This is a genomic window from uncultured Eudoraea sp. (genome assembly GCF_947258925.1).
Taxonomy (GTDB): Bacteria; Bacteroidota; Bacteroidia; order Flavobacteriales; family Flavobacteriaceae; genus Eudoraea.
Genome location: NZ_CAMYKG010000001.1, coordinates 124,138 through 147,381, shown reverse-complemented (window position 1 = coordinate 147,381; position 23,244 = coordinate 124,138). Strand labels below are relative to the sequence as shown.

The 23,244-nt window shown below is 37.5% G+C and carries 22 protein-coding genes; 7 read left to right on the top strand and 15 right to left on the bottom strand.

What is annotated here, in order from left to right; translation table 11 throughout:
• The 10 genes from Q0X77_RS00675 to Q0X77_RS00630 form a co-directional block, all read right to left on the bottom strand.
• Nucleotides 1–261, bottom strand: a 261-nt coding sequence (locus Q0X77_RS00675) for a SulP family inorganic anion transporter (protein WP_297691252.1), incomplete at its 3' end; no start/stop codon positions are given.
• A gap of 65 nt (nt 262–326) precedes the next feature.
• Nucleotides 327–638 carry a hypothetical protein gene (locus Q0X77_RS00670; protein ID WP_297791827.1) on the bottom strand — a complete coding sequence of 104 codons (312 nt, stop codon included), beginning with the start codon at nt 636–638 and terminating at the stop codon, nt 327–329.
• 60 nt (nt 639–698) lie between these two features.
• Nucleotides 699–1,457: a tetratricopeptide repeat protein gene (locus Q0X77_RS00665; protein WP_297791825.1), complete on the bottom strand. Its 759-nt coding sequence runs from the start codon at nt 1,455–1,457 to the stop codon at nt 699–701.
• Between the two features lie 2 nt (nt 1,458–1,459).
• On the bottom strand, nt 1,460–3,250 hold the full coding sequence (locus tag Q0X77_RS00660; protein WP_297791823.1) for a BatD family protein: 1,791 nt from the start codon (nt 3,248–3,250) through the stop codon (nt 1,460–1,462).
• Nucleotides 3,247–4,098, bottom strand: a complete 852-nt coding sequence (locus Q0X77_RS00655; RefSeq protein ID WP_297791821.1) for a tetratricopeptide repeat protein — start codon at nt 4,096–4,098, stop codon at nt 3,247–3,249. The genes Q0X77_RS00660 and Q0X77_RS00655 overlap by 4 nt, the downstream gene beginning before the upstream one ends.
• 1 nt (nt 4,099) lies before the next feature.
• Nucleotides 4,100–5,146, bottom strand: coding sequence for a VWA domain-containing protein (locus Q0X77_RS00650; RefSeq protein ID WP_297791819.1), 1,047 nt, complete (start codon nt 5,144–5,146; stop codon nt 4,100–4,102).
• A gap of 3 nt (nt 5,147–5,149) precedes the next feature.
• Nucleotides 5,150–6,148, bottom strand: a complete 999-nt coding sequence (locus Q0X77_RS00645) for a VWA domain-containing protein (protein ID WP_297791816.1) — start codon at nt 6,146–6,148, stop codon at nt 5,150–5,152.
• Nucleotides 6,149–7,798: a hypothetical protein gene (locus Q0X77_RS00640; protein ID WP_297791815.1), complete on the bottom strand. Its 1,650-nt coding sequence runs from the start codon at nt 7,796–7,798 to the stop codon at nt 6,149–6,151.
• Between the two features lie 15 nt (nt 7,799–7,813).
• Entirely contained in the window at nt 7,814–8,680 is an 867-nt protein-coding gene (locus tag Q0X77_RS00635; protein ID WP_297791813.1) for a DUF58 domain-containing protein, read from the bottom strand.
• 68 nt (nt 8,681–8,748) lie between these two features.
• The gene (locus Q0X77_RS00630) at nt 8,749–9,750 is read right to left on the bottom strand and encodes a MoxR family ATPase (protein WP_297791811.1); all 1,002 of its coding nucleotides are present in this window, start codon (nt 9,748–9,750) and stop codon (nt 8,749–8,751) included.
• 160 nt (nt 9,751–9,910) lie between these two features.
• Between Q0X77_RS00630 and Q0X77_RS00625 the strand changes: the two genes are divergently transcribed.
• From Q0X77_RS00625 to Q0X77_RS00615, 3 genes are read left to right on the top strand one after another with little or no spacing between them, the layout of a single operon-like run.
• A complete protein-coding gene (locus tag Q0X77_RS00625; RefSeq protein ID WP_297791809.1) occupies nt 9,911–10,786 on the top strand; it encodes an aldo/keto reductase in 876 nt (291 codons plus the stop codon).
• A 25-nt stretch (nt 10,787–10,811) separates the two neighbouring features.
• Nucleotides 10,812–11,567: an SDR family NAD(P)-dependent oxidoreductase gene (locus Q0X77_RS00620; RefSeq protein WP_297791807.1), complete on the top strand. Its 756-nt coding sequence runs from the start codon at nt 10,812–10,814 to the stop codon at nt 11,565–11,567.
• Nucleotides 11,564–12,700, top strand: a complete 1,137-nt coding sequence (locus tag Q0X77_RS00615; protein ID WP_297791805.1) for an ATP-binding protein — start codon at nt 11,564–11,566, stop codon at nt 12,698–12,700. The genes Q0X77_RS00620 and Q0X77_RS00615 overlap by 4 nt, the downstream gene beginning before the upstream one ends.
• Here Q0X77_RS00615 and Q0X77_RS00610 read toward each other — a convergent pair.
• Both Q0X77_RS00610 and Q0X77_RS00605 read right to left on the bottom strand, forming a co-directional pair.
• Complete coding sequence (locus Q0X77_RS00610) at nt 12,697–14,637, bottom strand: alpha-amylase family protein (protein WP_297791803.1); 1,941 nt, start codon at nt 14,635–14,637, stop codon at nt 12,697–12,699. The genes Q0X77_RS00615 and Q0X77_RS00610 overlap by 4 nt on opposite strands.
• Before the next feature lies 1 nt (nt 14,638).
• Complete coding sequence (locus Q0X77_RS00605; protein WP_297791801.1) at nt 14,639–15,583, bottom strand: carbohydrate kinase; 945 nt, start codon at nt 15,581–15,583, stop codon at nt 14,639–14,641.
• A gap of 176 nt (nt 15,584–15,759) precedes the next feature.
• Between Q0X77_RS00605 and Q0X77_RS00600 the strand changes: the two genes are divergently transcribed.
• The 4 genes from Q0X77_RS00600 (at nt 15,760) to Q0X77_RS00585 (ending at nt 19,817) form a co-directional block, all read left to right on the top strand.
• The gene (locus Q0X77_RS00600; protein ID WP_297791799.1) at nt 15,760–16,896 is read left to right on the top strand and encodes an SPFH domain-containing protein; all 1,137 of its coding nucleotides are present in this window, start codon (nt 15,760–15,762) and stop codon (nt 16,894–16,896) included.
• Between the two features lie 57 nt (nt 16,897–16,953).
• A complete protein-coding gene (locus Q0X77_RS00595; protein WP_297791797.1) occupies nt 16,954–18,036 on the top strand; it encodes a DNA helicase PriA in 1,083 nt (360 codons plus the stop codon).
• Entirely contained in the window at nt 18,033–18,758 is a 726-nt protein-coding gene (locus tag Q0X77_RS00590) for a metallophosphoesterase (RefSeq protein ID WP_297791795.1), read from the top strand. The genes Q0X77_RS00595 and Q0X77_RS00590 overlap by 4 nt, the downstream gene beginning before the upstream one ends.
• Nucleotides 18,759–18,821: 63 nt before the next feature.
• Complete coding sequence (locus Q0X77_RS00585) at nt 18,822–19,817, top strand: acyl-ACP desaturase (RefSeq protein WP_297791793.1); 996 nt, start codon at nt 18,822–18,824, stop codon at nt 19,815–19,817.
• Nucleotides 19,818–19,850: 33 nt separating this feature from the next.
• Here Q0X77_RS00585 and Q0X77_RS00580 read toward each other — a convergent pair whose 3' ends face one another.
• The 3 genes from Q0X77_RS00580 to Q0X77_RS00570 all read right to left on the bottom strand — a co-directional run bounded on the left by Q0X77_RS00580 (nt 19,851) and on the right by Q0X77_RS00570 (nt 23,243).
• The gene (locus Q0X77_RS00580; protein ID WP_297791791.1) at nt 19,851–20,375 is read right to left on the bottom strand and encodes a hypothetical protein; all 525 of its coding nucleotides are present in this window, start codon (nt 20,373–20,375) and stop codon (nt 19,851–19,853) included.
• Between the two features lie 862 nt (nt 20,376–21,237).
• Nucleotides 21,238–22,791 (bottom strand): aldehyde dehydrogenase family protein, encoded by a 1,554-nt coding sequence (locus Q0X77_RS00575; RefSeq protein WP_297791789.1) that lies wholly within the window; start codon nt 22,789–22,791, stop codon nt 21,238–21,240.
• A gap of 83 nt (nt 22,792–22,874) precedes the next feature.
• A complete protein-coding gene (locus tag Q0X77_RS00570) occupies nt 22,875–23,243 on the bottom strand; it encodes a DUF1304 domain-containing protein (protein WP_297791787.1) in 369 nt (122 codons plus the stop codon).
• Between the last annotated feature and the right edge of the window lies 1 nt (nt 23,244).

Here is a 23,244-nt window from a genome sequence, read left to right as displayed (position 1 = left end):
AACAACTGCCACCAGAAAGTTTTGATAACCTCCCAGAGCACCAATTGCAGTTAAAACAATGGCTGCTAAACCAGCAGCAGGGCCGCTGACCCCGATATGTGAGCCACTAAGTGATCCAACTATAATACCTCCTACTATTCCGGCAATTAAACCTGAAAACAAAGGTGCGCCACTGGCCAATGCTATTCCTAAACACAAGGGTAGTGCCACAAAGAAAACTACAATACTGGCGGGAAGGTCGTTTTTCAAATATTTGAACATAATTATAAATATATTGTCCTTAATAAATTATTAAAGATTGATTAGAAACTAAATTGAATATGGATTTATGCAGGGTAACTATCGAATTCCGGAGGCGGTAATGGAATTTCAATTGAATTAGCAGAAAAAATTATTTTTTCAATTTCTAAAAAAAGTGATTTTTCCTGTTGGGATAATTCTGTCTGTGCAAGCCAATTTTCTAGCAGTATTTTTTCCTCTTCGTCGTCTTTCTTGGACTGTTCTTGCTGCTCTTCTTCATTTAAATTCAAAGAGATAATAATGCTTTCCCCATTATTTACCAGGGTAATAACAGATGGGGCAACTATCGCAAACAGCCAAATGCCAATAAGGGTCACTATAATTGCAGATCTAGTCATTGTTAAATTGGTTATAAAGCAAATATAAACGTAACTACAATGAATAATTGTTAAATAAAATTAAAAATCCTTTAACACTTTAATTTCATTGGAAGGTACCCAACCCGTTTGGCCATCAATCAGTTCTATTTTATTCCAATCATCGAGAGTATCCAAAACGTTAACCTTCGTGCCCTCATGCAGAAGGAAGGCTTGTGAACTTCGGTTATTAGGTTCGGATTTAACTCTTAGTTCTTCTGCAAAAACGATAGCCGGCATGTCTGCCTCAAAATTTTTAAACTGAACAAATGCCATTAGTATACAGAAAACAGCAATAAAAAGGGAAACAAGACTGCTTATAAAAGCAATACGCTTTTGGCTGGAATAACGCACGAAATAAAAGATAATGTAGGCTATTACAAATAAACATATGAATAAGACTGCCAAATATGCCCATTGATCAAAGGAGAATAAGCCAATAAAGTTATTATATAACTTAGTTAGAGTTTTCTCTGGAAGTGGTTGAAATACATCCAGGGTCATATTTTGTGCATAAGCTAAATTATTTTTGATTTCTTTGTCATTCGGTTCAAGGAGTAAAGCCTTTTCAAAGTAATAAATACTGGGGGCAATTTGATTTAATTTGTAGTAGCAATTCCCAATATTATAGTAAAGAGCTGCCGAATGTTCTCCATTTTCCAGGATCTCAAAGTAATTCTCAGAAGCCTTCTCGTACTCACCCTCATTGTAATAGGTTGTTGCTCTGTTAAAAAGAGCTTCATTCTGCGAATTACCTACAAGGGAAAGTAACATTACTAATATGACGATCAGTTTCTTCATGCTCAAAGCTTTTTATCCATTCCTGAAATTGTTTCACTTGCTTTGTCGTAATCCTGCTGCATTTGCACATCAGAGAACGGACTATAACGAGCCATTTCACAATTCTTAAGCAGATCTATAAAGCCGTGTATTACGGTTTCTTCTATTTGTTTTTCTGTCAATAAGGACTCAATTTTGTCTTTACTGAATTCTGATGTTTCAATTTTAAGTTTCGCTTTCAGATAATTGTGCAAAGCTTTCTCCAATGCTATATAAAACTTATCCTTATCACCTAGTGCCTTCTTGGCCTCAGATAAATATTTTCTAGCCAGTTTGTTAGCTTTTTTTATCTTATTTCCTGCTACATCACTTGCAATTGCTTCCCTTCTTTTACCAAACAATACAACAATTGGGATAAGCAAAAACGGAGAAAACAACCAAAAGTAAAACCTACGAGAACCAAAAAAATAATTTGTTCCAACAGGGAATAAATTTGGATTAAGTTTTATAAAATTGAATTGATCACCCGAGGTAACAACAGTCTGCTTATTTACTGAGGTCGGGCTTTTGGGGACATTGTTGGCGTTCAATGGCCCTTCCATTACGTTGATCATAATTTCATCGGAAGTAATGGATTTATATTCTTCCAAGTCTGGGTCAAAATAGCTAAATGTAATACCTGGAATTGGATATTTTCCCCTAAATGAGGGAACAATAGTATAATTATCGCTCACCTTTCCCTGCATGCCCGAAAGTGTTGTTCTTACTTCTTCATTAAATTCCGGGTCATAAACTTCTAAAGCTCCCGGAAGTGAAGGTTCTGGTAACTGAAATAGCTTTAAATTACCTTTGCCTTTTACAGTAATAATAGCTTGTAAAGACTCTGAAGCGTTCAGAGATGTCTTGCTTGTCGTTACCGAAAAATCGAATTTACCTACAGCTCCACCAAAGTTTGCGGGCCTGTTTTCAGAAGGCAAGGTTTTAACATTTATTATTCGTTTTCCTGCGGATACCGTTTTGTTGGTTTGTGTATATATTCTGCCCCCAAAAAAATCACGTTTGTTCGTAGGCACTTCCAGAGTTACATCCAATGAAAGAGGTTCAATAGTTAATTTACCGGTTTTTTGAGGATAGAGAACTACTCTTTTAAGAACGACAAAACGATAGGCTTTACCCTCATAAGTTCCATTCTGAACATCATATCTGGTGAAAGGCATATCCTGGCTCCAGAAATTATTGTATTTGGGATTGTCCAGAGGCCTGAAGTTAGAAACATTAATTGAAGGACTGACATATAATTTATAGACTACACTAATAGCTTCGTTGAGATAAGGGGAGGTCTTGGAAACTTCTGCTACCAAATGTAAATTATCATCAGCAATTTCTGAAACAGACATTTGATCGTTTGGTTTATCGACTGCAGCAGTTACCTCTACCGTTTTGGATAAGGATTTATAGACTCTGCCATCAATGGTTATCGTTGCCTGTTTGATAGTAAATTTCCCTCTGGCAGTAGGTGCAAGAGTATATGAATATGTTTTGGAATAACTTCTGACACCATTTATCCAGGAAGAACTTATGGATTGTGAGGGCCCCATGAGTACTCTAAATCCTTCAAAATCCGGGGGCATAAAATTATCCCCGTCTTTGTTCATAACGAAGTCTACCCTCAAACGTTCATTTATACCAAGTTTACTTTTACTGAGCTCAACTTCAAAAGTAATAGCTTCCTTGTCTTGAGCTATTAACCGGGCATTCCCGAGTAATAGAAAAGATATGCAGAGGGTTATATATTTAAAAGTGTTAAATATCACCAGTCTTTTACATTTTTTGTTTTAACCCCTTTAACTTTTTGGGCATCCATTTTCTCTTTAACCTTTTTCTCCTCGTTTTGCATGGCCTCCAACAAATTTTTTATCTGCTGTTGAGATAATTGGTTTGGTCGGGGTTGTTTTTGCTGTTGTTGATCTCCTTCCTCAGGTTGTTTATTTTCTTCCTTTTTTCCATCACCTTCTTCCTTTTCATTTTCTTCTTTTTCCTGATCACCTTTATCACCATCATTGGAGTCTTTATCATTTTCTTCCTCTTTGGGATCTCCCTTATTTTCATCCTCCTTATCTCCCTGATCCTGTTTATCCTGGTTTTTGTCTTTATTCTCTTCCTGGTCCTGCTTATCCTTATTGTCGTCTTTATTCTGATTATTTTTATCTTTTTTCAGAAGTTCTTTTGCCAGGGCGAGATTATACCGTGTTTCTTCATCTGTGGGGTCATTACGTAAAGCTTCTTTATAAGCTTCAACAGCTTTGGCGTATTCTTTGTTCTTCATAAATACATTGCCCATATTATGAAATGCTTTGTGTTTTGCAGGTTTTTCAGAAGCCAACTCTCCTGCCTGTTTGAAGCGTCCGAAAGCCTCAGAAAAACTAGATTGATTATAATAAGCATTACCTAAATTATAAGGGGCCACAGTATTTTCTTCACTTTTAGAAATAGCACGCCTGTAGTTTACTTCTGCGTCAACGAAGTCATTTTCTGCCAATTCTTTATTGGCTTCAAAGGTTATATCTGTTGAAGCTCTAAGCGCTTTTTCTTTTTCCTTAATATCGTCTTGAGGAAAAACGAAAGCACTAATCAAAAAGGTTAATAAAACTATCTTTTTCATTTTAGTGAATTTCTTTTTCGTTAAACAAATTCAGTTTTTTCAACCATTTGGTTTTTCGATCCAAAAGGAAAATGTCCAGAAATAAAAATAGCAGGCCAATACCCAGAAACCATTGAAACTGGTCTTTATATTCAGCAAATTGCTTGGCTTCAAATTCCTTTTTGTCCATTTGGTTCAATTGCTCCTTAATGTAATCTACAGCGTCTTCAGTATTAGCTCCATTGATATATTCCCCATCACCTTCATCTGCAATTTCTTCTAAGATATCTTCATTTAATTTCGTAATTACGACATCACCTTGTGCATCTTTTTTCAGACTTTCGACGATCCCATTTCTTTTAATTGGAATAGGGCTACCTTTGGTTTTGCCAACACCAATTGTAAAAATTTTTATGCCTTCCTCTACCGCTAAATCTACAGCATCTAAAGTTGATCCTTCTGAATGATCTTCCCCATCTGAAACAATAAACAGCACCCTATTTGTTTGTTCCTCATCATCAAAATAAGTTGATGCCAACTCAATGGCCTCATTTATGGCAGTTCCTTGTGATGAAAGCATATCTGTGTTCATGCTTTGTAAAAACATTTTAGCCGCACCATAATCTGTTGTTATAGGCAACTGAGGATATGCTTGTCCCGCATAGGCAATTATACCAATACGGTCGCTTGCCAGTTGATTTATAATCTCGGAAACCAGGCGTTTAGACTTTTCAAGTCTGTTAGGAGCAATATCTTCCGCCAGCATACTTTTTGAGACATCAATGGCAAAAACAATATCCACACCTTCACGTTTTACCGTTTCTAATTTTGTTCCAATTTTCGGGTTTACGAGCCCCAGAACTAAAAATGAAAGTCCTAATATCAGAAAAATTAACTTCAAAACGGATTTGAAATTAGATTTGTTTGGCGCCAGTCTCCTCAAAAGATTTGATGATGCAAATTTCTTTTGGGTTCTTTTTTTCCATATCTGCAGCATTAAATAGATAACCACCATTACAGGAATAATGGCTAATAGATAGAAATATATTTTTTCGTCTAACTGTATCATATGCTAAATAAAACTTCTGAATAGGGTATTTCTAAATAACCATTCAATAATAAGTAGTGCTCCGGCGAATATAATCCAAGGCCTGAATTTCTCTTCGTATTTGTAATACTTAAATTCTTCTACTTCAGTTTTTTCCAATTTATTTATTTCTTCATAGATAGCTTCCAATTTATCATTGTCTGTTGCTCTAAAATATTGCCCTCCCGTAACATTGGCAATATCCATGAGTAATTTCTCATCTATTTCAACCTGTCTCATGCCATATCTATAGGACCCATCGTCGTTGTATGCCACGGGCGAAAGCGCATTTCCATTGGTGCCGAGGCCAATGGTATAAGTCTTTATGTCAAACTCAACAGCAAGATCTGCAGCTGTTTGTGGTTCAATAAACCCTGAATTATTTACACCATCCGTCAACAATATAATTACTTTGCTTATAGATTTACTTTCCTTTAGCCTATTCACTGAAGTTGCCAAACCCATACCTATGGCAGTTCCATCATTTAATTGCCCGTATGTAATTTCCTTAAGGGCATTTAAAACAATGGATTTGTCGCTTGTGATTGGAGTTTTAGTGTAGCTTTCACCTGCATAGACTACTAAACCAATTCTGTCACTGGGTCTTTGTCTAATAAAATCTGCGGCTACTTCTTTTAGAGCAGATAGGCGATTGGGCTTTAAATCTCTAGCCAGCATACTCGATGAAACATCAATAGCCATTACAATATCTATACCTTTGGTAGTCTTGGTCCGGGTAGAAATGTCCTCTGTTTGAGGTCTTGCAAGGGCCACAATGATTGCAGCGAGGGCGAGTAATCGAAAGGCGAATAAGACAGGTTTTAATTTAGGCAACAAATCATTTGTAGTGAACCCTGCTACACTTGGAATTTTAAGGGTAGCAGTCTCTTCTTTGTGCTTTAACAGATGCCAAATTATTGCAACAGGAAGCAATAAAAGCAACCAAAAGAGCTGTGGGTTTGCAAATTCTATATTATCTAACATTTAAGCCTCTGTTTTTACTTCCAAGGATCCAATAACCCTATCGACTATTTCTTCTGCGTAACTATCTTTATCCGGCCAGGAAAGGATTAACTGTTGTTGAAAACCATTTCCCCCAAAAAGAATAATTGTGTATTGTCCCCGAACTAATTCCCCGGAGCCCGGGGCAGCGAAATTCCCCCGTCCAAAAACCTTAATTCCTTTAATTCCGGATTTAGTGGTAAATTCTTCCTGCTTGGTAATGATATTTTTAGCTCCCTGGTCTTCAAAATTCTTTAATATTTCCTCAACGACCTGGTTGAAATCTGGTTCTTCAGATTTATTCAATGTCGTTGATGTTGTGCCAATGGTAAATAAACTTTTTTCATTCCTGTACATAAACGCCTGCAGTTCTTTGATATTCGCCTTAGCATCCGGAGGAAGTTTAACCTTCTGTCTTACCAGAACTTCCGGAGATTCTATGCTAATAGGGGGGTATCCATAAGAACTAGAAACCCATTCCCCTTCCAGAAGCGTTTTTGTTGGGTGACCGGTAATAGTGTCCCATACATAAGAAGGCCCCAAATAGGTTATAAGCCCCCCAAGGGATACCAATAGTACAATTGCCGCTGCAGAAATAATTGAAATGATTTTCTTTTTACGATTTTTTTGCGCGATAATTTCCTGATACTCTTCCTTTTCAAGCAGTTCCTCTTCTGTTGGTTCAGGCAGGGCTTCCTTTGTTTTAACCAAAATTTCTTTAATAGCTTTCCTGTCCTGCTCTGCCACTGACGTCGGAGGTTTAGACCTTGCAAATTTTACAAGATCTGCAGTTTGCAATATTTTTTCAAATTGCTTAATGGTATTATCCTGTAGTTTTAGTTCACCCGCATCCTGAAGCAACTCCAATTTTTGAATCAATTGACTGGTTGTACTTTCCAGAGCTGAAACATGTACTTCCTCTTCCAGATAAGAGCGCACTATTGCGGTTAATTCGGAGTAGTATTTTTTGTACTTGTCCTGAATTAAATATTTCGAATTTTCTAAGCGTTTCAATTCCAAAAGAGCCCGATCGTAAGGAGGGAGTAATGCCACCTTTTCTTCTTCTGTCAGCGGTTTTTTTCGGATTATAAACCAGTAAATAAGACCACCGGCGATTCCTCCAACCAGTAGAACTATCAGAAGGATTTTCCAAAAATCACTATTACTTTTCTGCACGCTTATCAAAGGTTTGATATCGTACATTTTTTGGTTGACCGTATCCACAGGTACGGTAGCAACTCCTATTTCCATGGAATCCGTAAAAAATCCAACCCCGTTAATTTCAATGCGCTGGGCTGGAAGTAAATATGAACCCGAATCAAATTGTGTGAGTGCGTATATTTTCTGAAGAGTTATCCTGTCTTTCTTACGGGTGGTATCGGTTTTAAAGGCTTCAACAGTTTCCAATGGAGAAAAGGTTTGTCCTTCCGGAAAGATTACCTGTGCCGTTGAATCGGTCTCTACCGTGACGGTAAATTGAATCTGTTCACCAATTTTTATATTCGTTGTGTCTACTTCCGAACTAACCAGGGGTTTCACCTGGGCAAAAAGGGGGCAAACCCAAAATATGAGGCATGCGAAGAGTGCCAGTCCGGACCGGGAACTGAAATTCATACTACTTCTTAATTTCATTGCCATCATATTCTATTAACCTCTTTGCTTAAAATAGCCTAGTAATTTTTTAACATAGCTTTCATCTACTCGGCAATCTAAAGTACCACATCCTGATTTCTTAAAGGTATCTTTAAAATAGTCTACGCTATTTCTGTAATATTCTCCATAAGCATTTCGTACATTTTTGGATTGTGTATTGACGAGTTTTAGCATTCCGGTCTCTGAATCCAGCATTTGAACTACTCCTAAATTTGGAATTTGTTCTTCTTTTGCGTCATAAACCCGAATGCCGGTTACATCGTGTTTTTTCCCTGTTATTTTTAAGGTCTGATCATAATTGGTAGCCATAAAATCTGAAAGCACAAATACAATTGCTTTTTTCTTCATTACGTTGGTCAGATATTTCAGGGCCTCTTGGATATCAGTTTTATTACTTTTTGGAGAAAATTCCAGCAGTTCACGTATTATTCTGAGTACATGGCTTTTCCCTTTTTTGGGTGGGATAAATAATTCTATTTCATCGGAAAAAAGGAGAAGACCAATTTTATCGTTGTTCTGCAGAGCTGAAAATGCAAGTGTGGCTGATATTTCCGTGATTATTTCCTTTTTAAATCTATTCGTCGTTCCAAAAAGTTCCGAGCCGCTTACATCTACCATAAGCATCATTGTAAGTTCTCTTTCTTCCTCGAATACTTTTACAAAGGGCTCGTTGTATCTAGCGGTTACATTCCAATCTATACTCCTTACATCATCGCCAAACTGATATTGACGCACTTCGCTAAACGTCATACCACGACCTTTAAAAGTAGAATGGTATTCTCCTCCAAATATGTGATCTGAAAGACGCCGTGTCTTTATTTCAATCTTACGAACTTTTTTTAATAACTCCTTGGTATCCATTCGGGTTCAAGCTTTTTAGTTATATAAGCCTATGCCTTTTATGGCATAGAACTACATAGGTTGAACTATTATGGCACTTCAATTTCGTTTACAATCCGGTTGATCATTTCTTCTGAAGTAATATTTTCTGCTTCTGCTTCATAGGTAATTCCAATTCTATGCCTTAGCACATCATGGACAACAGCACGAACATCTTCCGGAACCACGTAGCCACGTCTTTTTATGAAAGCGTAACATTTAGCGGCATTAGCCAGATTGATACTGCCACGGGGTGAGGCCCCGAAACTTATAAGAGGTTTAAGATCTCCCAATCCGTATTTTTCCGGATATCTGGTGGCGAAAACCAAATCCAGAATATACTGTTCAATTTTTTCATCCATGTAAACCTCCCGAACTGCTTTTTGAGCGCTAAGGATCTGCTTAAGTGATATCACAGGTTTAACGTCCTGAAGAATTCCTTGAAGATTCTGTCTTATAATAAGTTGTTCTTCTGTCATTTTAGGATAATCAATAACCGTTTTAAGCATAAAACGATCTACCTGTGCTTCGGGAAGTGGATATGTTCCTTCCTGCTCTACAGGATTTTGGGTGGCCATAACCAGGAATGGTTTGTCCAGAATAAAAGTCTCATCCCCAATTGTAACCTGTTTTTCCTGCATGGCCTCTAATAACGCAGACTGCACCTTGGCTGGTGCACGGTTAATTTCATCTGCTAAAACAAAGTTCGCGAAGATGGGACCTCTTTTGATAGAGAAATCGTTCTCTTTCATGTTGTATATCATGGTTCCCACTACATCAGCAGGCAGAAGATCCGGAGTGAACTGAATTCTGCTGAAACTACCTTTAACCGCTTTAGCAAGCGTGGTTATGGCTAGTGTCTTTGCAAGTCCGGGAACTCCTTCCAATAATATGTGCCCCTGACCCAATAGTCCAATTAATAATCTTTCTATCATATGCTTCTGACCTACAATGGTTTTGTTCATTTCCATTATGAGCAGGTCTATAAAAGCACTTTCCTGTGCAATTTTTTCATTAACAGCACTAATATCTACAGTAGTATTTTCTTCCATTAATTATTATTATTTTATGGTTTTTAATATGTTGGCATCTTAGTAGGCCGCAAATTGAAAATTTATTTATATAAGTGCTGTTAATGATTGGTTAAAAAATCGCCAGAACCCCAAGTTTTATGAAGTATTTAAGGGATTTATTTTATAAATTCACATCCTTATGAAAAACCGGATAAAGTATTCAAAAATTATTGCAGGAACCATGACTTGGGGTAGCTGGGGGAAGAATCTTTCAAGAGCGGAAATGGCCGAACTTCTTGGTTATTGTGTTGAAAATGGAATTACAACTTTTGACCATGCTGATATCTATGGTGGTTATGAAAATGAACAAGCGTTTGGTAATGCCTTTCTGCATAGCAAAATACCGAGGGACCAGATACAATTAATCACCAAATGCGGCATACAATATTTATGTGAAGGGCGAGATAATAAAGTGAAACATTACGATTACTCGAGGGATTATATTGTATGGTCCGCTGAACGATCCTTGTCCAAACTAAAAACGGATTATTTGGATCTATTTTTACTCCATAGACCCAGCCCGCTGATGGAACCGGATGAGGTTGCCGAAGCCATTCTTCAATTACAAAAAGAAGGCAAAATAAGGGAATTTGGCGTATCCAATTTTTCTCCTTCACAGATTGCTCTTTTGTCCTCGAGAGTTTCAGTTAGCGCAAACCAGGTTGAATTTTCTTTAACTGCAGACAGGCCTATGTATGATGGCACTTTTGACGACTGTATATTGCACAAAAGGATGGCTATGGCGTGGAGCCCTTTAGGCAGCTATTTTAGGGAAAATAACAGGATAAGGAAGCGAATAAAGAAGGTCATTAAAAAGCTTAAAAAGAAATATGATGCCAATAGCAGTCAAATTCTACTGGCGTGGATTTTAAAACATCCTTCCATGGTGCACCCAGTTGTTGGAACAACAAATAAAAAACGATTAAAAACTTCTTTAAAGGCCATGGAGATCAACCTGGAACTGGAGGATTGGTTTTTGCTGTTGGTTGCATCACAAGGACATAAAGTGCCTTAATCAAAAATTATCCTAATTAATTAAAATGAAAAAAACAGCATTTATTACAGGAGCAACAAGTGGTATAGGACGTGCGACTGCTCAACTTTTCGCTTCAAAGGGCATTAGATTAGTAATTTGCGGACGAAGGGAAGCACTTTTAAAAACATTAAAGCAAGAATTGGCATCTTCCACAGAGATTCATATTTTGAGTTTTGATGTAAGAGATCGCACCATTGTTTCAAAAGCTATTGATTCATTACCTGAAGAATTTTCCAACATTGATATTTTGATCAATAATGCAGGTAATGCTCATGGCCTGGATCCTATTGAAAGCGGGAGTCTAGAGGATTGGGATGCCATGCTGGACATCAATGTAAAAGGGTTACTATATGTTTCCAGAGCAATTCTCCCCAAAATGGTGGAGCGCAAATCGGGACATATAATTAATATTGGTTCAACAGCAGGGAAGGAAGTTTATCCCAAAGGGAATGTTTATTGCGCCAGTAAACATGCAGTTGATGCAATAAATCAAGGTATGAGAATTGATTTGAACTCTTATGGAATACGGGTGGGTGCAGTTAACCCAGGATTAGTTGAGACCGATTTCAGCAATGTAAGATTTAAAGGAGATAGTGATAAAGCTGATAAGGTATATCGGGGTTTTCAGCCGTTAAAACCAGAGGACATCGCGGATATAATCTACTTTGTAATATCCAGGCCATCCCACGTGAATATTGCAGATCTCATTGTAATGCCTACAGCACAGGCGAGTAGTACCATAGTGAACAAAAATATATGATTAATAAACGCCTGTTGGTAAAAAACCTATTAGCTCATAATGACGAAAATAGTTTTTATGATAAGAAAAGGTTTATAAATATTGGCAAGCGAGAAGGCAAGGCTAAATTCCTCAAGCATGTCTGCGCACTTGCCAATAGCAATCCAAAAAATAATTCATTTATTGTTGTTGGGGTTGAGGATGAGGATAACAAAATTGTTGGAGTAGATTTCTTTGATGATAGTAAGATTCAAAACCTGGTAAATGCCTATTTGGATAACCCGCCTTTGATTTCCTACGAGAATATTCCCTTTCCACACTTACCGGAAGGGAAGGTAGTGGGACTTGTAACTATCAGATCAAACGGTAAGGTTTGTGCTTTACGCCGAAATATATGGAAATACTATGGAGGAGCCGTTTTTTTCAGGGATGGAAGTATAAGCATGCCAAAAGCTTTTGATATTGTTTTAAAAGACATCAATGCTGAAACTGTTGCAACTCTGGAGCAACATGCACGTAACAATATAGAACTCACCCTTGATGGTGTAATAGATTTTATAAATAACAGACACAGAGACATGATTAGTTCTTACAAGGTCTTTAAGGAACAATTTGTGTTATGTTGGGCAGGAAATCAAAAAAGAGTTAAAAATGAAGTTTTCTTTTCAAGAGTGGACATAGAACTTATTAATGAACAGGTAAAACTTTTTTATTCCGCATTGGATGAAATCTCAATAAGTTTTAATGACCAATCATTTTCTATCATGGAATATGTGAAATTGGGATTAGGGAATCAACAGAAATATTATCCTCTGGAAAAAGTGGATATATTTTTCTCAGACAATGGTACCTATCAAATTCAGAGTGATTTAATTTTTGAACCTCCACAATATGACAAAAAGACCCTATATCACATATTTAATTTAAACGGGGCAATACTTAAAAAAATGGATAAGGGAATATCACTTAAACGTTCTGAAGAATTGGACCTACAATTATTACCTGCAACTTATCTTATATGCTATTTGAATGGTTTTGAAGAGGCCAAGGATTTAATGGAAACTGCACGACCACTGCTTAAGAAATACGATCAGAACATTTATGAATCCCTGAAGGAGTCATTTCGGATCTTAAGGAAAGTGAAGTATAGTTAAATTTTTCTAAGCCATAATACCTGATAGGGTTTTAGTTCCAGAAAGTCACTCTTTAAGTTCATTGTTCTGTCCAATATGATATCCTTTAGATTCTTGCCTGAGCTATAACCCAGAGACGAGATTTGACTGACAGCTGTTAATTGAATGTTTTCATCAAAATTACAGATTACAAGAATCCCATTTTTAGTCTTACCAGTTCTTTCATAAATAAAGAGGTGTGGGTTTTCGGTATTATGCAGTACTATATTATTGCTGTCTGCGAATACTGCTGTAGTTTTTCTAATTTTTACAAGTTGTTTTAGGGAATGGAATATCTGGCTAGACGGGGCGCTTATTTTTTCTAATTCGGATACTGTTTTCCAATCATGCTTGGGCCTGTTGGCCCATCGGCTGTCATCTTTAATATTCTTATTCTGAAGATATGAATAATCATTTAAGGTGCCTATTTCATCACCTGCATATATCATGGGGATGCCTCCGTAGGACAGTATTATGGCATGAAGCATTAGGATCTTATCTATAGCCATTTGAATCAGCGCCTTGTCATTCTGTTTTATTCCTTTTTCCAATCCGAGTAAAGAGGCGCAACTTCCTGTAATTCTGCCGTCACCATTTTTAGGATTATACATAAAAATCTGCCCCATGGCAGGGGACCAGTCCAGTTTTTGAGAATAGTAATCCAACAAAAACTTTCTATGTGCAAAGGCATCCCAACCCACCTCATATATATACCGATCTTCAAAACCAAGTCCAATATCATCATGGCATCTGACGTAATTAATCCAGGTACCTTCTAAGGGCTTTTCAGGGATATTAAGCAAATTCTTATACAACAAATGTGTCTTTTTTGTTGCAATTGAATTCCAGAGCAGCGCCATAAGTGTAGCGTTATAGGCGATTTCGCATTCATTACCTCTTTTTGCGTCTTCCCCGAAATATTTAATGATTTCTTCAGGAGACACTATAGCTTCTGCCAGTAGCACTACGCCTGGAGCAACTACCTGTAAACACATTCGAAAAAGAGCGATAAGATTATGTGCTTCAGGAAGGTTTTGCGAATCTGTACCCATCTTTTTCCACAGAAAAGCTAATGCATCAAAACGAACAATATCAGTTCCTAAATTGGCCAGCTCTATCAGGTTGGCAAGCATTTCCATAAACACCATCGGATTCCTATAGTTAAGATCCCATTGATAGTCATTGAAAACGGTCATTACCCATTTTTGCATTTGTGCATTAAATGTAAAATTACCAGGAGAGGTTTGAGGAAAAACCTCCGGCAAGGAAATTTCAAATTCATCCGGTATTTTTCGATCCTCGTAGGTATAGTAATAATCCTGGTATTTTTTATCACCCGCCGCCGCTTTTTTGGCCCATGGAAATTCATCTGAGGTATGGTTAACAACGAAATCCATCATAAGGAACATCTCCTTAGAGCGAAGTTTTTCAGTAAGATTCAACAGGTCTGCCTTTGAGCCATATCTTGGGTCCACTTCTGTATAGCTATTTACTGCATAGCCTCCATCATTTTCTGCTTTTGGCCTGGTGGTTACAGGCATGATGTGCAGAAGATTAACCCCTAAATTCTCAAAATATGGTATTTTGGTTTTGAGTCCTTTTAAGTCCTTATTGAAATTGTCTACATACAACTGCATCCCAAGCATTTTTTCTGATTGATACCAATTGTTGTATTTAAGTCTTTTTAGGTCCTGAATTTGTAGATAAGCAGGTCTTTTGTTAAATAATTCAGGTAAAAGTTTAAGTAATGAGGGAAATGCATTTTGAAATGTTGATTCAGGGTAAAGGGATAAAAATAAGTCTTCAATTAAAGGCAGATTAGTAGATAGTCTAAGATCAAAAAGTTTCTTGAGATCAGCTTTTTCAGGTTTATCGAGATCACTTGAAGCGAGCAATCTGTGTAATGAGGTTTGGTTCATTCTAACTGTTAAGCTGGGTTTGCGTCGGCAATGATTTTATTGCCCCGTAATTTGTAGTTGTCAATGCCCCGGCTTTGTTTGCCATGGAAATCATTTCATAAAGTACAGGGGTATCCGATAAAACCTTATCTGTTTTATCCAGGACTGAAATTTGCTTTAATAAACAACCAATAAATGCATCACCTGCACCAGTCGTGTCAACCGGTTTTACTTTAATGCTGGGAATGGTTTGGGAATGATTCTGTGAACTCACAAATGTACCTTCTGAACCCAAAGTAATCGTAACAATTTGGGTTCCTGTTTCATGGAAAAAGTCAGATGCCTCCAGGATGTTTTCCTTACCTGATATTAATCTGGCTTCTTCCAAACTAAATTTACACAAGTTAGATTTTTCAACAAAAGGCATACACTTTTTTACAAAAAGATCTGTTTTGTTTTTCCAAAGGTCTACCCTATAATTGGGATCAAAACTGATAAAAGCCTTTTGTGTTATAGCATCAAATAAAAACCGGCCATAAGCTTCTTCTAAATTTCCGCCGAGAAGCGCTGTTGCAGCTCCAAAATGCACCATATTTTTATTGAAATTTTTCTTAATCTCCGGGTGGTATTTAAGTTCCTTATCCGCACCCCTGCTGAATACAAAATCCCTTTCTCCATCCTCATCTATAGATACAAAAGCAAGTGTTGTAAAGATTTCAGAACGTTGTGCCAATGAAATATTGACATCTTCATTTTCTAACACTTCTAATAAGAAGGTGCCAAAAGGATCATCTCCAACACATCCAATAAAGGCACTTTTCCCCCCTAATTTGGATATTGCACATGCGACATTGGCCGGCGCACCACCGGCTTTTTTAGTAAATTCCCTGGCTAATGACAGATTACTTCCTTGATTTTCAGCAACAAAGTCGATAAGTAATTCACCTATACAAAAAACTTCTTTCATAGAACTGCACTTAAAGTGATACCCAAAGTAATGAGAAATAAGGTGTTACTCCAAGAAAATACAATTATTTCTTAATTGGTCATCCACGATTTCTCCAAACCCATTTATTCATTAAAGACTCTTGGTCTGTTATAAAGAATTGATTACCTTTTTATTGAATTAAAAACCTTGATGAAATGAACCTATTTGATGAGATAAAAAAGAAACTAAGTCAGGAATTCATTGACATAGTAGAGTGGATTGACACCACCAATGATACGATAGTACACAGGTTTGAACGCTATCAAAATGAAATTAAGAACAATGCCAAATTAGTGGTCAGAGAAGGCCAGAATGCAGTATTTGTAAATGAAGGACAATTGGCTGATGTTTTTAAACCCGGGACATATACTCTTAACACAAAGAACCTTCCCATTCTAACGACCTTAAAGGGATGGAAGTACGGGTTTGACAGCCCGTTTAAGGCTGAGGTATATTTTGTTAACACAAGATTGTTTACGGATGAGAAGTGGGGAACCAAAAATCCTGTGATGTTAAGTGATGAACGATTTGGGTTAACGGAAATAAGGGCATTTGGCACCTATAGTTTTAGAATTAATGATCCTGGAAAATTTGTGGTTGATGTAGTGGGGACCGATGGAAATTTCACGAATTACGAGGTAAACGAGCACCTTAAAAGTTTAATTGTAACACGCTTTACAGACACAGTTGGCGAAGCTAACCTTCCATTGGAACTATATGCTGCCAATACCAGTGAACTTTCCGAGACTTGCCAGGAAGTTATGAGCCCTGAGTTTGCTCGGGTGGGGATAGAATTGGAAAAGTTTTACATAGAAAATGTATCCATGCCCGAAGAGTTGAAGAAGGAGATTTTTGAATACAGCAGGCTAGATAAGTTAGATATGACCAAGCTCTCACAGTTCAAAGCTGCCAAGGCTATGGAAGCTGCCGCAAAAAATGAAGGTGGTACAGCTGGAGCCGGAATGGGTATGGGCATGGGTTTTGTGCTAGCCCAGCAAATGGGGACCATGATGGGTCAGCCATCACAACAGCCTTTTGCCCCTCAGCAGCCTCAAGTAGGAGCGTCACCACCTCCAATTCCAGTACAGGTAATGTACTATTATGCGACAAATGGACAACAATTGGGCCCCGTTCCTTTTGATAAATTAAAAGAACTGTTTGCAACCAGGATTATTAACCGGGATTCCCTTGTTTGGAAACAAGGCCTTTCGGAATGGACAGCACTAAAAGAAATTGAGGAGTTGAAAACCTTTTTAGGAGGCAGCACGCCACCGCCACTACCACAGAATTAGAATCTGTTTACATTAGGAATTAATTTGCCATTTTTTTGATTTTGGCAATAAATACAAATGGAAGAAACCCATCACTCAGAAGAGAATAAACCCTGCGCCAATTGTGGAGCGGAATTAAAATATAAACCAGGATCACAGCAGGTTAAATGTGAGTACTGTGGCTATGAAGAATTTATTGAAAAAGCAAAGCGGAGCTTTGAAGAATTAGAATTACAACATTATCTTAAGGTAGTAGGCGATAATGCCTATACTCAAACTATAGATTTACTGCATTGTAAGAATTGCGGCGCCAACCAACATGTTGAAGAAAACTATAAGTCGCTGCATTGTGTTTATTGCGGAGAACCGCTTATAAGAGAGGATATAGAAAGAGAAGGATGGATTCTTCCGGGTGCCCTTCTGCCTTTTCAACTGGATAATAAAAAGGCTCGAAATATCTTCAAAAACTGGGTAAAAGGATTATGGTTTGCTCCCAACAAGCTGAAAAGGGCTTCGCTTGACCCGGAAGCCATACATGGTCTTTATTTACCTTTTTGGACATTTGACGCAGAACTCTATGCTTCTTATGAGGGTCAGAGAGGGGATTATTATTATGAGACCCAAACGTATAGAACAAAGAAAGGGACTCAAACAAGACAGGTAAGAAAGACGCGATGGTCCCCTGCTTATGGCAGTGTTGAGGGTTTCATAGATGATATCCTTATTAATGCTTCAGAGAAGAAACAACGGGAAATTCCTTCAAAAATTTCACATTGGAATTTAAAAGACCTTAGCACATTTAATTCAAAATACCTCTCCGGGTTTGTGACAGAAAAATATTCTATTCCATTAAAAGAAGGACATCGCAGATCTTTTCAAAAGGCTAAGGATATTGCTCACTCCTGGATAAGGAGAGATATTGGAGGGGATACACAAAGGATTCATCATGCCGATATAAAACTTTCAAAGGAAACCTTTAAACATGTTCTCTTACCTGTTTATATTAGCTCTTACCGCTACAAAGGGAAAGAATATCACTTCTACATTAATGGACAAACCGGTACTATCCACGGCATTCGGCCCTATTCCTTTTGGAAAATATTTTTTCTCCTACTTTTTATTGTTGCGATCATAGTAATTATAGCGAATTTTGCAAAATGAGGACTTTGGTAATAGGAGATATTCATTCTGGTTTTAAGGCTTTGAAGCAGGTCATGAAGCGAGCTATGGTCACAGAGGACGATTTCCTTATATTTTTGGGGGATTATGTAGACGGATGGAGCCAGGCTGTTGAGACTGTTAATTATTTGATTGAGCTTAAGACCACACATCAATGTATTTTTTTAAGGGGAAACCATGATGAATTGTGTTATGATTGGTTAAGAAGCGGGAAAGATTTACCAATGTGGTTGCAACATGGTGGTATGGCGAGCAAAACTTCTTATGAAGACTTGGATGATGGTACAAAAAGAGTTCATATGGATTTTTATAAGCATTTGGATAATTATTATCTGGATGATAAAAATCGCTTATTTGTGCATGCCGGGTTTACAAGCTTAAAAGGGGTAAAGTTTGAATATTTTGCTAAAATATTTTACTGGGACAGAACTTTATGGGAACTGGCATTGTCCTTAAACCCTGATTTAACCAAAAAGGATACTTTTTATCCACAGCGACTTTCCAATTATCACGAAATTTATATCGGTCATACCCCGGTAACCAAAATTGGAAAGACCATTCCTCAAAGAGCGGCAAATGTCTGGAATATTGATACCGGAGCAGCCTTTAAAGGACCTTTATCAATTATGGACGTAGATTCGAAACAAGTTTGGCAAAGTGATCCCGTATATCTTTTTTATCCTCAGGAAAATGGAAGAAATTGATATTTGATTTGTAACTGTAATATTTTCAGAAATATATTGTCGTACTTTGCAATAAAATAGTTTATGTCCATTAAAAATATTAGACTGGAGGTCATGCAGGCCATTGAACCTAAAGTTACCGGGTTCATGGATTCATTTTTGATTCCTATTGATGATATATGGCAGCCTTCAGACTTTCTTCCGGATTCGCAAAGTGATAATTTTTTGGATGATGTAGAGCAGATACGGGAAGAATCTAAAGAGTTGGGATACGATTTTTGGGTTACTATGGTTGCCGATACAATTACCGAGGAGGCTTTACCAACTTATGAATCCTGGTTAATGGATGTTGAGGGGATTAATCAGCACACAGAAGAGCCAAGTGGATGGTCTAAATGGGTGAGGGCCTGGACGGCAGAAGAAAACAGACATGGTGATGTGCTTAATAAATTTCTATATCTCTCCGGAAGGGTAAATATGAGGGAAGTTGAGATCTCAACGCAGTACCTGCTTAATGATGGTTTTGACATAGGGACTGACAGGGATCCCTACAAGAATTTTGTATATACTTCATTTCAGGAATTGGCTACCAATATTTCTCATAAAAGGGTAGGACAGCTGGCAAGGAAAAAAGGAAACGCACTTCTCAGTAAAATGTGCAGCATAATTGCGGGGGATGAAATGAGACATCATTTGGCTTACAGGGAATTTGTTAAGAGCATTTTTGAAAAGGACCCTAATGGAATGATGCTCGCATATGCTGATATGATGAAAAGAAAAATTGTAATGCCCGCACATTTTTTAAGAGAATCAGGGGAAGAAAAAGGCCTTGCCTTTGAAAATTTCTCAATTTGTGCCCAAAGGCTTGGTGTATATACTTCCCAGGATTACATTGATATTTTTATGAAGTTAAATAATTACTGGAATTTGGAGACCTTAAGAAGCCTTTCAGATGAGGCACAAAAAGCAAGGGATTATCTCGTTGGCATGCCGGCTCGTTTGCAGCGAATTGCTGAAAGAATGAAATTAAGTGAAGATCAATTCCGATTTAAATGGGTAGAGGCCAATGGCATGCTATGATCAGGATAAGCAGATAGATTCTGTTCTTTTTGACTATAACTTGCCATGTTTATGTTCCACCTGCCATTTATGTAATTCTTTCCATTTGCCTTCGTAACACATTTTTGCCTGCATTGGCCATGAAGCAGGATCATGTACTTTATAGCGATCGCCACCAGAATCTAATACATTCTGGCATTTAGAAACTGAAGCCCGGGATAAGGCTTTCCAGGTTTTAATATCATAATTATGAAAGAGACCTTCTATTTTAGGGCCTATTCCTTCTACTACCTTCAGATCATCCCGTTTTATATTCCTGCCTAATGCGGCCTTGGCGGCACTTTTATCAAAGGGGATTTCAGACGCTTTTTCTTTGGTTTTTTTATCAGCAATTTTTTGGTTACAAGCCGCAAGATCTGCTTCTAATTTTGTGTTTTGATCCTTCAGTAATTTTAGTTCGGCTGAGTGGTCAATTGCAGTACGTCCACCTTGGCCCAATAAATAACCGAAAACGGCGCAAAGTACACCTACGAGAACGGGAATTAGCCAGCACCAGATGTTTATACTTTCAAAATTCATAATTAAGAATTATTTAAATAGTTTTTAAAGCGTACTTTTTCGTTTCTACTTAGCATGGATTAGTAACCAATAAATGTATTTTACAAATGGTAGAAATCCATTTTTAACGACTAGTATTAACGAGTTATCTACGATCCGCATTCACTGCAGTACATCACGAAAAAATAAATCCCTGCCAGGATAGTTATAATGATTCCCAGCAAGTTTGTAGTTTTTTTTGTCATGTTGATCACACATTTAGTGTTCTGTATACAATGTATTAAAAAAATCTTAAAATTTGCTTAAAGTAAAAAAGTAAATCATTATTGATATGGAGTTAAGCTGCTAATAATGATTAAAATACTTACAATTTCTTTAACTGAATACAAGACATACCCGAATTAGTACCACTTATACAATTTTTCGTGCTAACTATATATTCTTGTGGAGGAAACCGATGACGAAATGGGATCTTTGAGAATGGTTAGATTTGTTACTCCTTTTCTCCTGACAAAGATTCAGCATTGAAATGGAGCTTTACTACTTCCCAAGAATTTTTTGATTTAGTTTGGTTAATTCAAGATCACCGTTGCTATTTTTTCTTATAATAGCAACGGTTCTTTGGTTTATTAAGAATATAAATTTCGATTTTCATTAAAACATTTTAGACGAATAGTAATATATAATTATACTATTGCCGGTGTTCAAAATTTTTTTTGGATGAAATTCAATAAGACCTTTGGGAAGGGGTCCCCGGGAAGTTCTGGTCTTCCAAATTACGTATTAAGAAAACGCAATGTTTCACTAAAATACCCGCAGAAAATTTAAGTTAGTCCAACTTTATACACATTGGAATAATGAAGGCCACTGCGGGCATTATTTTTTATAAATCAAATTTAATCCCTTGAGCCAAAGGCAGTTCAGTGGTATAGTTAATTGTATTGGTTTGTCTGCGCATATAAACTTTCCACGCATCGGATCCACTTTCACGACCACCCCCGGTTTCCTTTTCTCCACCAAAAGCCCCGCCAATCTCGGCACCTGAAGTACCAATATTGACATTAGCAATACCACAATCACTTCCGGCGGCGGAAAGAAAACTTTCTGCTTCCCTTAAATTATTAGTCATGATCGCTGAGGAAAGTCCCTGAACGACATTATTTTGAATTTGAATAGCATTTTCGACATCTCCTTCATATTTCAACAAATAAAGGATGGGCGCAAAGGTTTCGTGCTGTACGATATCATAGGTATTATTTGCTTCAGCTATTGCAGGATGAACATAGCAACCACTCTCATAACCTTCTCCTTCTAAGACACCGCCTTCCAAGATTAGATTTCCACCTTCATCCACAACTTGTTTAAGCGCTTTTTCATACATAGCAACAGCATCCTTGTCAATCAATGGGCCAACATGATTATTCTCGTCTAAGGGGTTGCCTATGCGTAATTGTTTATAGGCAGCGACAATTGAATCTTTTACCTGATCATAGATAGATTCATGTATGATGAGTCTTCTTGTAGAAGTACATCGCTGACCGGCAGTACCAACAGCTCCGAATACGGCTCCAATAACCGTCATTTTTATATCTGCGTCCGGGGTAACAATAATAGCATTGTTGCCACCCAACTCAAGAAGGGATTTCCCTAATCTTGCCGCAACTGCCTGTGCAACAATTTTTCCCATGCGAATAGAACCTGTAGCCGAAATCAGGGGTACTCTATTGTCCTTTGTCATCATTTCACCAACTTTATAATCCCCATTTATCAAACATGAGATCCCTTCCGGCAGCCCATTTGCTTTGAATACTTCCGCAGCAATATTTTGACAGGCTATGCCACAAAGTGGAGTTTTTTCGGATGGTTTCCATACGCATACGTCACCGCATACCCAGGCTAGTGCCGTATTCCATGCCCATACGGCAACAGGGAAATTAAAAGCTGATATAATGCCTACAACACCCAAAGGATGGTATTGTTCATACATGCGATGTCCCGGTCTTTCAGAATGCATAGTTAAACCATGCAATTGTCTTGAAAGTCCTACCGCGAAATCACATATATCTATCATTTCCTGGACTTCACCAAGACCTTCCTGATAAGACTTTCCCATTTCGTAAGAAACTAATTTTCCTAAAGGTTCCTTTAATTCACGAAGTTTGTTTCCAAACTGACGAACAATTTCTCCTCTTTCTGGAGCGGGCTTTTTTCGCCAAACCTGAAAAGCATCAGTTGCAGTTTCTATTACTCTTTCATAATCACTTTCAGAGGTGCTTTTCACTTTACCAATTAATAAACCATCTACGGGTGAAAATGATTCAATCATTTCACCTGACGAAAAAGTATTGGAACCTGTTGAAGTACCATCATTTTCTTCCTTTATCCCCAATTTGTCCAATGCTTCTTCTATTCCAAAGTCTACTGCAATTAGTGTCATTTTATAACGTTTTTAAGGTAATTTGTTCAATATCTGCAAAGCTACGAATAATAGTGATTATGTAACCCGAAAGTGATGGAATCTTAGCGTGAAGTAATAAAGGTAAGAAGTAGTGCAATCAAGGCGGGGAGCGCCTGAACAACAAATATTTTTTTAGAGGCGGTTAAGGCTCCGAAGATTCCGGCAACTGCAACACAGCATAGAAAAAAGATAGAAATATTAGTTCGCCAGATCGGATCCTGAATAAAGAACGTCCAGATAAGGCCAGCAGCTAAAAAGCCGTTATAAAGACCCTGGTTTGCGGCGAGGGATTTTGTTGGTTCAAACAAATCCTTAGGAAAGGATTTGAATATCTTTTTGCCCCGGGTAGTCCAGGCAAACATTTCGAACCACATAAAATATAAATGAAGTAAGGCTATGGTTCCAATTATTATGGCAATGACAAGTTTCATT

Coding starts and splice junctions, on each gene's coding strand:
- Q0X77_RS00670 (WP_297791827.1), bottom strand. CDS start 638: ATGACTAGATCTGCAATTATAGTGACCCTTATTGGCATTTGGCTGTTT.
- Q0X77_RS00665 (WP_297791825.1), bottom strand. CDS start 1,457: ATGAAGAAACTGATCGTCATATTAGTAATGTTACTTTCCCTTGTAGGT.
- Q0X77_RS00655 (WP_297791821.1), bottom strand. CDS start 4,098: ATGAAAAAGATAGTTTTATTAACCTTTTTGATTAGTGCTTTCGTTTTT.
- Q0X77_RS00650 (WP_297791819.1), bottom strand. CDS start 5,146: ATGATACAGTTAGACGAAAAAATATATTTCTATCTATTAGCCATTATT.
- Q0X77_RS00645 (WP_297791816.1), bottom strand. CDS start 6,148: ATGTTAGATAATATAGAATTTGCAAACCCACAGCTCTTTTGGTTGCTT.
- Q0X77_RS00640 (WP_297791815.1), bottom strand. CDS start 7,798: ATGAAATTAAGAAGTAGTATGAATTTCAGTTCCCGGTCCGGACTGGCA.
- Q0X77_RS00635 (WP_297791813.1), bottom strand. CDS start 8,680: ATGGATACCAAGGAGTTATTAAAAAAAGTTCGTAAGATTGAAATAAAG.
- Q0X77_RS00630 (WP_297791811.1), bottom strand. CDS start 9,750: ATGGAAGAAAATACTACTGTAGATATTAGTGCTGTTAATGAAAAAATT.
- Q0X77_RS00625 (WP_297791809.1), top strand. CDS start 9,911: ATGAAAAACCGGATAAAGTATTCAAAAATTATTGCAGGAACCATGACT.
- Q0X77_RS00620 (WP_297791807.1), top strand. CDS start 10,812: ATGAAAAAAACAGCATTTATTACAGGAGCAACAAGTGGTATAGGACGT.
- Q0X77_RS00615 (WP_297791805.1), top strand. CDS start 11,564: ATGATTAATAAACGCCTGTTGGTAAAAAACCTATTAGCTCATAATGAC.
- Q0X77_RS00610 (WP_297791803.1), bottom strand. CDS start 14,637: ATGAACCAAACCTCATTACACAGATTGCTCGCTTCAAGTGATCTCGAT.
- Q0X77_RS00605 (WP_297791801.1), bottom strand. CDS start 15,583: ATGAAAGAAGTTTTTTGTATAGGTGAATTACTTATCGACTTTGTTGCT.
- Q0X77_RS00600 (WP_297791799.1), top strand. CDS start 15,760: ATGAACCTATTTGATGAGATAAAAAAGAAACTAAGTCAGGAATTCATT.
- Q0X77_RS00595 (WP_297791797.1), top strand. CDS start 16,954: ATGGAAGAAACCCATCACTCAGAAGAGAATAAACCCTGCGCCAATTGT.
- Q0X77_RS00590 (WP_297791795.1), top strand. CDS start 18,033: ATGAGGACTTTGGTAATAGGAGATATTCATTCTGGTTTTAAGGCTTTG.
- Q0X77_RS00585 (WP_297791793.1), top strand. CDS start 18,822: ATGTCCATTAAAAATATTAGACTGGAGGTCATGCAGGCCATTGAACCT.
- Q0X77_RS00580 (WP_297791791.1), bottom strand. CDS start 20,375: ATGAATTTTGAAAGTATAAACATCTGGTGCTGGCTAATTCCCGTTCTC.
- Q0X77_RS00575 (WP_297791789.1), bottom strand. CDS start 22,791: ATGACACTAATTGCAGTAGACTTTGGAATAGAAGAAGCATTGGACAAA.
- Q0X77_RS00570 (WP_297791787.1), bottom strand. CDS start 23,243: ATGAAACTTGTCATTGCCATAATAATTGGAACCATAGCCTTACTTCAT.